We start from the raw sequence: 9,120 nt of genomic DNA, 5'->3' as shown, positions 1-9,120 counted from the left end.
CGAGGGCGCTGAGCGACCCGACGCACGACCGGTACCACCGGCGCCAGGAGCACGACGCGCACCGGCCGCACCGGACGCACCACCGGCACCACCAGCACCGAGGGGCGGTCGCCCCGCGACGCGAGTCGCCCGGCGACCGCCCCTTCGCCGTCCCCGGACGCCCGGCAACCGCCCGCCCCCCGCACGCGCCGGGGCAGGTGCGGGCCGGTCCGGGGACGGCCTCCGCAGTACCTGTCCGAGTCGTCCGAGCCGCATTACCACCTGGGGGCTTTCGCTGTCTCGCGGAAGTGCTTTTCCGATGATCTGTTCTACCGCGCTGCTGTGATTCCCCGGCGCCGACCTGGCCCAAGGTGACATGCTGCTCCAAGTCAGGGGGGTTGGTCCCAATGTCCGAAGTGTTCCGAGGACTGCCGTTCCAACGAGCACCAGAGGTCCGGCCGGAGGTCGAAGTGTCCGCCAACGTCAATCCCACCGTGCGCCGTCGGCGCCTCGGTTCGGAGCTGCGCAAACTCCGTGAGGGCCTCGGCATGACGGCGGAGGAGGTCGCCGGCCGGCTGATGGTCTCCCAGTCGAAGATCAGCCGGTTGGAGAACGGCCGGCGCAGCATCAGCCAGCGCGACGTGCGCGACCTCTGCGACGTCTACAAGGTGCCCGACGACCAGTTGCGCGCCAGCCTGATGGAGATGGCCAAGGAGTCCCGCCAGCGCGGCTGGTGGCACGACTTCAACGACATGCCGACCCCGTACAGCGTCTACATCGGGCTGGAGGCCGAGGCCTCCTCGATCCGCGCGTACGAGTCCTCCTTCGTCCCCGGCCTGCTGCAGACCGAGCACTACGCCCAGGCCGTGGTCGAGGGCACCCAGCCGGACACCGACGCGGTCGCCGTGCAGCGCCGGGTGCAGGTCCGGATGAAGCGCCAGGAGCGCGTCCACGGCGAGAACCAGCTGGGCAGCCTGTGGACCGTCATAGACGAGGCGGTGCTGCGCCGCGAGGTCGGCAGCAAGGCGGTGATGGCCCAGCAGCTGCGGCAGATGCTGGAACTCAGCCAGCGCCCGAACATCACCATCCAGGTGATCCCGTTCTCGCACGGCGCCCATCCCGGAATGACCGGGACATTCTCGCTGCTGGAGTTCCCCGAGTCAGCCGATTCCACAGTTGTCTACTTCGAAGGTGTGACGAGCGATCTCTACCTGGAGAAGGAGGCGGACGTGCGCCGCTATACCGGTCTGTACGACTACCTGAGAGCGGCCGCACTCGGTGTCTCGGAGAGCCGGTCGCTGATAGCCGACATCGAGAAGGAATTCCACGAATGATCACCCCGTCCGAGTACGGAACCCCTTGGCACAAGAGCAGTCACAGCGGGGGCCAAGGCGCCTGTGTGGAGATCGCCGTCCCCGGCGCGGGGGAGGTGGCCGTCCGGGACTCCAAGGACCCCCGGGGCCCCCAACTGCGCTTCTCGACCGAGGCGTGGAACACCTTCGCCTCGGCGGCGGCGGGCGGCGCCTTCGGCGAGCTCCCGGGCTGACCCCCTCCGGTTCCGCACTCGGACCAGTTGCCCGTAGCGGTGTCCGTCGCCCGTCGGCGGCCGGCGCTACGGGCAACTCCCGTTCCGGGGGCCGCCCCGGCCCGGCCCGGCTCCGGTCCCGAGGGCCGGTCCTGAGGGCCGGTCCTGAGAGCCGGTCCCGGTGCAACTCCGGCTCACAAGGCCCCGGTTCAGCCCGCCACCGGGTAGCGGGTGGTCCAGTTGGCGCCCTCCGGGGTCCGCCGGTCGTGCAGTTCGGTGCCGTGCACCAGCTCCATCACGAAGTCGTCGGCGAGTTCGAGGATCGCCCCGCGCCCTTCGAGCCCGGCCAGCAGGCCCGGCGGCAGCGCGGTGTCCCCGTGCAGCGCCCCGAGCAGGTTGCCGCAGATCGCGCCGGTGGAGTCGCTGTCCCCGGAGTGGTTGACCGCAAGCAGCAGGCCCGAGCGGACGTCGTGCGCGACGAGGGCGCAGTAGACCCCGATCGCCAGCGCCTCCTCGGCGACCCAGCCCTCCCCCAGCGCCTCGACCCGCTCGGCGGACGGCTCGCCGGCCCGCACCGCGTCCAGGGCGGCCCGCAGCGCCGCGGTGGTCTCCTCGTGCGCCGACCGCTCGGAGAGCAGGGCGAGCGCGAGGTGGACGCCCTCCTCCAGGGTGCCGCCGCGGGCGACGGACTGGACGATCACCGCGAGCGCGCCCGCCGCGAGGTAGCCGGTGGGGTGGCCGTGGGTGAGCACCGAGCACTCCACCGCGAGCTGGAACACCAGGCCCGGCTCCCAGGTGGTGAGCAGTCCGAAGGGCGCCGCCCGCACCACCGTGCCGCAGCCCTTGGAGTGCGGGTTCTTGGGGGCCTCCAGGGTGCCGAGCCGCTCGGCGTGGGCCCCGCTGAGGCCGGACAGGCAGCCCTGGCCGGGGGCGCGCTGGGCGTACAGCCACTCCTCGCGGCCGAGCCAGCCGAGGTCGGGGCGGCGCTCGTCCGGGCCCCAGTCGCGCTGGGTGGCGGCCCAGCGCAGGTAGGCCAGGTGCAGGTCGGTGGGCGGGTGCCAGCTGCCGGTGTCCCGTCGGATGTGGGCGCGTATCAGTCCGTCGACGGTGAAGAGGCTGAGCTGGGTGTCGTCGGTGACGGCGCCGGTGCGCCCGTACGCGGGGACGTAGCCGGTGACGCCCTGCGGGCCGTGCTGGGCCCGGATCTTCTCCAGCGACTCGAACTCGACGCCGGCTCCGAGCGCGTCGCCGATGGCACCGCCGAGCAGACAGCCCCGCACCCGGCTGCGGTAGTCCTGCTGCTGGGCGCGTGACCACAGTGGCATCACGACGGGGCGCCTTTCCTCGGGCGTGTGGGGGTCCGCGCGACGCTCGGCCGGGCGCGCGCCCTCGCACTGTATTCGAAGAGCCGGTCGGACCGGCCCCGTCCCCCGGACTTCGGCGCACCCGTCCCCGGGAGTTCACCGCCCCGTCCCGGCCGCCGCCCGTACGGCGGCCGGGACGGCGACCGGGGCGGCGACCGGGGCGGCGACCGGGACCGTCGCGGGCCTCAGTCCAGCACCGGCAGCAGCTCCGGCAGGTGCCCGTCCGAGGCCAGCGCCGCGGCCCGCCGTTCGGCCGGCACCTCGCCGTAGGTGGTGGTGCGCTGGCGGTGCGGGCGGCCCGCCGCCTCGGCGATCGCCTGGAGGTCGCGCACCGACTTGTAGCTCCCGTACGCCGAGCCGGCCATCCGCGAGATGGTCTCCTCCATCAGCGTGCCGCCGAGGTCGTTGGCGCCCGAGCGGAGCATCTCGGCCGCGCCCTCGGCGCCCAGCTTGACCCAGCTGGTCTGGATGTTGGGGATGTGCGGGTGCAGCAGCAGCCGGGCCATCGCGACCACCGCGCGGTTGTCCCGGGCGCTCGGGCCGGGCCGGGCGATGCCGGCCAGGTAGACCGGGGCGTTGGTGTGGATGAACGGCAGGGTCACGAACTCGGTGAAGCCGCCCGTCCGTTGCTGGATCCCGGCGAGCAGCCGCAGGTGGCCGAGCCAGTGCGCCGGGGTGTCCACGTGCCCGTACATCATCGTGGACGAGGAGCGGATGCCCAGCTCGTGCGCGGTGGTGACCACCTCGACCCAGGTGGCGGCCGGCAGCTTGCCCTTGGTGAGCACCCAGCGGACCTCGTCGTCGAGGATCTCGGCGGCGGTGCCCGGGATGGTGTCCAGGCCCGACTCCTTGGCGCGCTGCAGCCAGTCCCGGATCGACAGCCCGGTGCGGGTCGCGCCGTTGACCACCTCCATCGGCGAGAAGGCGTGCACGTGGATGCCGGGCACCCGCTCCTTCACCGCGCGGGCGATGTCGAAGTAGGCGGTGCCGGGCAGGTCCGGGTGGATGCCGCCCTGCATGCAGACCTCGGTGGCGCCCACCTCCCAGGCCTGCGCGGCCCGGTCGGCGACCTGCTCCAGGGAGAGGGTGTAGGCGTCCGCGTCGGTGCGCCGCTGGGCGAAGGCGCAGAAGCGGCAGCCGGTGTAGCAGACGTTGGTGAAGTTGATGTTCCTGGTGACGCAGTAGGTGACGTCGTCCCCGACGGCGTCCCGGCGGACGTCGTCGGCGATCCGGCAGAGCGCGTCCAGGGCCGGGCCGTCCGCGTGGAACAGGGCCAGCGCCTGGTCGTCGGTCAGCCGCGCCGGGTCGGCCGCGGCCACCGCCAGGGCCTCCCGGAGGTCCCCGGCGAGGCGCTCGGGTGCGCCCTTGGCGAGCACCTGCTCGCGCAGCACCTCCCAGTCGCCGTACACGTCCTCGAAGTCGGCCCGGCGGTCGCCGGTGCGGCCCTCGGTGTCGACGGCGGTGTGCAGGTCGGTGCGCCCGTACGACTCCGGCAGGTCCTCGGGCTCCTGCCAGGGCAGGCCGCGGACGACGGCGTCCGGGTTCGCCAGGCCGGTGGCCGGGTCGGCCAGGGCGCGCACGTGCGGCAGCACCCGCGGGTCCAGCCAGGGCTCGCCGCGCAGCACGTACTCGGGGTAGACGGCGAGGCGCTCGCGCAGCTCGAAGCCGGCCGCCGCCGAGCGCTCGGCGAGGCGCTCGATCTGCGGCCAGGGGCGCTCGGGGTTGACGTGGTCGGGGGTGAGCGGGGAGACCCCGCCCCAGTCGTCGACGCCGGCCGCGATCAGCCGCTCGTACTCGCCGTCCACCAGGTTCGGCGGGGCCTGGAGGCAGGCGGCCGGGCCCATCAGGTGCCGGGCGACGGCCACCGTGGCCACCAGCTCGTCCAGTTCGGCGTCCGGCATGCCGCGCATCGCGGTGTCCGGCTTGGCGCGGAAGTTCTGCAGGATCAGCTCCTGGACGCCGTGGTAGGCGCGGGAGACCCTGCGCAGCGCGAACAGCGACTCGGCGCGCTCCTGGTGCGTCTCGCCGATGCCGATCAGCAGGCCGCTGGTGAACGGGACGGAGCTGCGCCCGGCGTCCTCCAGCACCCGCAGCCGGACGGCCGGCTCCTTGTCCGGGGAGCCGAAGTGCGGGCCGCCGGGCTCGCTCCACAGCCGGGTGGCGGTGGTCTCCAGCATCATGCCCATCGAGGCGGAGACCGGCTTGAGCCGCTGGAAGTCCGTCCAGCCCAGCACCCCGGGGTTGAGGTGCGGCAGCAGGCCGGTCTCCTCCAGGATGCGGATCGACATGGCGCGCACGTAGGCGATGGTGTCGTCGTAGCCGTGCGCGTCCAGCCACTCGCGGGCCTCGGGCCAGCGGTCCTCGGGCTTGTCGCCGAGCGTGATCAGGGCTTCCTTGCAGCCGAGTTCGGCGCCGCGGCGGGCCACCTCCAGCACCTCGTCCGGGGACATGAACATCCCGTGCCCGTCCCGGCGCAGCTTCCCGGGGACGGTGGCGAAGGTGCAGTAGTGGCACTTGTCGCGGCAGAGCCGGGTGAGCGGGATGAAGACGCTCTTGGAGTAGGTGATGACGCCGGGGCGGCCGGCCGCTTCGAGTCCGGCGTCGCGGACCCTCGCGGCGCTCGCGCAGAGGTCCAGCAGGTCCTCGCCTCTGGCCTGCAACAGCACGGCGGCCTCGGTCACGTCGAGGGCGACGCCGTCCCGGGCGCGGCGCAGGGCGCGGCGCATCGCGTTCGCGGTCGGCGGGGTGCTGGAGTCCGTGGCGGTTCCGTCCATGGCGCGACCCTACGCCAGGGGTGGTACCGCGGGTGGAGACAACCCTGAGGCGGCATCAGGGTCGGCGTACCCACGAAGGTCAACCCGATCTGGCCCCACAGGGCGATGACGGCGGCGGCGTGGCGGCCTCTAATGGAAGGGCAAGGCCAACCACACGTGTTCGCGGAGGAGTTGAGGACGCCATGACCAATGAGAAGGCGGCGGGGGACGATCTGGACGCCGGTACGCCGTACCGCTCCCGACGGCGCGTACTGATGCGCGCCGGGGTGCCGGTGGCGGTGGTCGCCGCGATCGCCGCGGGGGTGGGACTGGTCCCGGCACTGGCCGCCGACAGCGCGCCCGACCTGCCGACGGTGAGCGCGGAGCAGCTGGTCGCCAAGGTGCTCGGCTCCGAGACCCAGGCGCTGTCCGGGTCGGTCGCCATCTCGACCGACCTCGGCGTGCCCGGCCAGCTGCTGAGCGGCGCGGCCGGCCTCGGCGGGGCGGTCGGCGGGCACGGCGGTGACGGCGGGGGCTCCACCGCCGACCCGCAGTCCAAGCTGCTCGGCCTGCTCGGCGGGGACCAGACGCTGCGGATCGCGGTGGACGGCCCGGACCGCCAGCGGGTGGACGTGCTGGAGAAGATGGCCGGCTACTCCATGGTCCGCAACGGCGACCAGGCCTGGGCCTGGGACAGCTCGTCCAACTCCGCGGTGCACATGACCGGTCGGGCCGCCGGCCAGGAACACGCCAAGACGCCGCTGTCCGAGCTGCCGACCACCCCGCAGGAGGCCGCCAGGCAGTTCCTGGCCGCGAGCGCCGGCACCACCTCGGTGACCGTCGCCGGGACGGCCAAGGTGGCCGGGCAGAACGCCTACCAGCTGAGCGTGAAGCCCACCCAGTCCGGTTCGACCCTCGCCGAGGTGCGGATCGCGGTGGCCGCCGACAACGGGGTGCCGCTGTCGGTGGCGGTGAAGTCCATCGACGGCAGCACCGTGCTGAACGTCCGCTTCACCCAGGTGTCCTTCGCCCGGCCGGACGCCAAGACCTTCGACTTCACCGTCCCCAAGGGCGCCAAGGTGACGGAGCAGAAGGCGCAGGACGCGGCCAAGGGCGCGCCGGGCGACGCCCGGGAGCACGTGGGCACCGGGGCCCCCGAGGGCCTCGACGTGATCGGCGAGGGCTGGACGACGGTCCTCGCCACCCGGCTGCCCGCCGCGGTGGACGGGGCCGCGGACGGCGCGCCGAAGGGCGACGCCAAGGGCGGCAAGCACGGCGGCCACGGGGCGGGGGCCGGTCAGTCGCTGAACCCGCAGTCGATGGTGAAGTCGCTCGGCAAGCCGGTCGCCGGCGGCACCCTGGTGAGCACCAAGGTGCTCAACGTCCTGCTCACCGACGACGGCCGGGTCCTGGCCGGCGCGGTGACCCTGCCGGTCCTCCAGCACGCCGCCGGGGTGAACTGACGGATGACCCAGGCTCCCGTAACGGGGGACGTTACGGAGCCGGCCGGGGGTCCGGGCGCCGCGTCGCGCCCGGCCCCCGCGCCCGTGCCCGCTCCTACCGCTCCTACCGCTCCTACCGCTCTTTCGACTCCCACTCCTTCGGCTTCCGACGACGTCATCCGGACCCGCGGCCTGACCAAGCGCTTCCGCGGCGGCCAGCTCGCCGTGGACGGCCTGGACCTCGCCGTGCCGCGCGGCTCCGTCTTCGGCTTCCTGGGCCCCAACGGCTCCGGCAAGACCACCACCATCCGGATGCTGATGGGCCTGATCGCCCCCACCTCGGGCGCGGCCACCGTCCTCGGCGAGTCGATGCCGCAGTCCGTCGCCACCGTGCTGCCCCGGGTGGGCGCGCTGATCGAGGGCCCGGCCCTGTACGGCTTCCTCACCGGACGGGACAACCTGGTGCGCTTCGACGCCGCCGACCCGACCGCCGACCCGCGCACCCGCCGCCGGCGCGTCGACACGGCCCTGGACCGGGTCGGTCTGAGCGCCGCGGCGGGCAAGAAGGCACGCGCGTACTCGCTGGGCATGAAGCAGCGCCTGGGCCTGGCCTCCGCGCTGCTCCAGCCGCGCGAGCTGCTGGTGCTGGACGAGCCGACCAACGGGCTGGACCCGCAGGGCATGCGGGAGATCCGGACGCTGGTCCGGGAGGTCGCGGCGGAGGGCACCACGGTGTTCCTCTCCTCGCACCTGCTGGACGAGATCGAACAGGTCTGCACCCATGCCGCGGTGATGTCCCGGGGCCGGCTGGTGGTGCAGGGCACCGTCGCCGAGCTGGCCGCCCGGGCGCAGGGCCGGCTGGTGGTCCGCACCCCGGACGTGGCGCGGGCCGCGGAGGTGCTGGCGGCCCACCGGGTCACCGCCCTGGTGCCCGGCGAGGACCGGGTGGACGGCGAGCCGGGCGTCCTGGACGAGGAGGCGCTGCCCAGGCTGTGCGCGGCGCTGGTCGGGGCCGGGGTGCGGGTGCACGGCTTCGGGCTGGAGCGGGGCACGTTGGAGGACGCCTTCGTGGCGCTGACCGGGGAGGGCTTCGATGTCGCGGGCTGAGGCACCGGCCGTGGGCGGGACGCTGCCGTTGACGACCGGCCGGCGGCCGCAGACGGCGGCCGGGTTCCTGGCGCTGTTCCGCAGCGAGCTGCACCTGACCTTCCGCCGGATGCGCACCAAGGTGCTGCTGGGCATCCTGGCGGCGCTGCCGATCCTGATCGGGGTGGTGGTCAAGCTCAACACGGACAGTCCGCACCAGGGCGGCGGCGGTCCGAGCTTCATCGCGCAGACCACGCAGAACGGGCTGTTCCTGGTCTTCACGGCGCTCGCGGTCGCGCTGCCGGTCTTCCTGCCGATGACGGTCGGCGTGGTCGCCGGGGACTCGGTGGCGGGCGAGTCGGCCGCCGGGACGCTGCGCTACCTGCTGGTCGCCCCGGCCGGGCGGACCAGGCTGCTGGCCGCCAAGTTCACCGCCGGGCTGGTGTTCTGCCTGGCGGCCACGGCGGCGGTCGCGGTGACGGCGCTGGCCGCGGGTGCCCTGCTCTTCCCGCTCGGCCGGGTCACGCTGATCTCCGGGGACACCATCGGCCTCGGCGACGCGCTGCTGCGCGCGCTGCTGGTGGCGCTGGTGGTCGCGGCCTCACTGGCCGGGCTGGTGGCGATCGGACTGTTCGTCTCCACGCTCACCGGCAGCGGCATCGCGGCGATGGCCGCGACCGTCGGGCTGGTGGTCACCGTCCAGATCCTGGACGTCTTCCCGCAGCTGCACGCCGTCAGCCCGTTCCTGTTCTCCCACTACTGGCTGAGCTTCGCGGACCTGCTGCGGGCGCCGATGTACTGGGACGGGGTGCTGAAGGACCTCGGCCTCCAGGCCGCCTACGTCGCCGTGTTCGGCTCGGCGGCCTGGTCCCGCTTCACCAGCCGGGACATCAGCGCGTGACGGCCTCCGGGGCGGCCGCGGGGGTGGCCGCCGCCGCGGGGGCGGGCTGCGGCACCGCCGCGGCGGCCCG

7 protein-coding genes are annotated in these 9,120 nt (G+C 73.8%); 5 read left to right on the top strand and 2 right to left on the bottom strand.

Annotated elements, in window-relative coordinates; genetic code table 11:
- Positions 1 to 449: 449 nt before the first annotated feature.
- Both AE652_RS27510 and AE652_RS27505 read left to right on the top strand, forming a co-directional pair.
- Positions 450 to 1,313 (top strand): helix-turn-helix transcriptional regulator, encoded by an 864-nt coding sequence (locus AE652_RS27510; protein WP_049656226.1) that lies wholly within the window; start codon positions 450 to 452, stop codon positions 1,311 to 1,313.
- A complete protein-coding gene (locus tag AE652_RS27505) occupies positions 1,310 to 1,525 on the top strand; it encodes a DUF397 domain-containing protein (RefSeq protein WP_049656225.1) in 216 nt (71 codons plus the stop codon). Before AE652_RS27510 ends, AE652_RS27505 begins: the two co-directional genes overlap by 4 nt.
- Before the next feature lie 188 nt (positions 1,526 to 1,713).
- On the opposite strand, the gene AE652_RS27500 is transcribed toward AE652_RS27505, so the two are convergent.
- Complete coding sequence (locus AE652_RS27500) at positions 1,714 to 2,829, bottom strand: ADP-ribosylglycohydrolase family protein (protein ID WP_049656224.1); 1,116 nt, start codon at positions 2,827 to 2,829, stop codon at positions 1,714 to 1,716.
- Between the two features lie 224 nt (positions 2,830 to 3,053).
- Positions 3,054 to 5,642: a bifunctional FO biosynthesis protein CofGH gene (locus AE652_RS27495; RefSeq protein ID WP_049656222.1), complete on the bottom strand. Its 2,589-nt coding sequence runs from the start codon at positions 5,640 to 5,642 to the stop codon at positions 3,054 to 3,056.
- Positions 5,643 to 5,824: 182 nt separating this feature from the next.
- Between AE652_RS27495 and AE652_RS27490 the strand changes: the two genes are divergently transcribed.
- The 3 genes from AE652_RS27490 to AE652_RS27480 are packed head-to-tail and all read left to right on the top strand — an operon-like array spanning position 5,825 to position 9,050.
- The gene (locus tag AE652_RS27490; protein WP_049656221.1) at positions 5,825 to 7,084 is read left to right on the top strand and encodes a hypothetical protein; all 1,260 of its coding nucleotides are present in this window, start codon (positions 5,825 to 5,827) and stop codon (positions 7,082 to 7,084) included.
- Between the two features lie 3 nt (positions 7,085 to 7,087).
- Complete coding sequence (locus AE652_RS27485; protein WP_082346009.1) at positions 7,088 to 8,170, top strand: ABC transporter ATP-binding protein; 1,083 nt, start codon at positions 7,088 to 7,090, stop codon at positions 8,168 to 8,170.
- Positions 8,157 to 9,050, top strand: coding sequence for an ABC transporter permease (locus tag AE652_RS27480; RefSeq protein ID WP_053112276.1), 894 nt, complete (start codon positions 8,157 to 8,159; stop codon positions 9,048 to 9,050). Before AE652_RS27485 ends, AE652_RS27480 begins: the two co-directional genes overlap by 14 nt.
- Positions 9,051 to 9,120 lie beyond the last annotated feature (70 nt).

It is taken from the genome of Kitasatospora sp. MY 5-36, assembly GCF_001182915.1.
Lineage (GTDB): Bacteria > Actinomycetota > Actinomycetes > Streptomycetales > Streptomycetaceae > Kitasatospora.
Note: the sequence above shows the minus strand (reverse complement) of the source record. Positions and strands in the feature narration are given on the sequence as shown.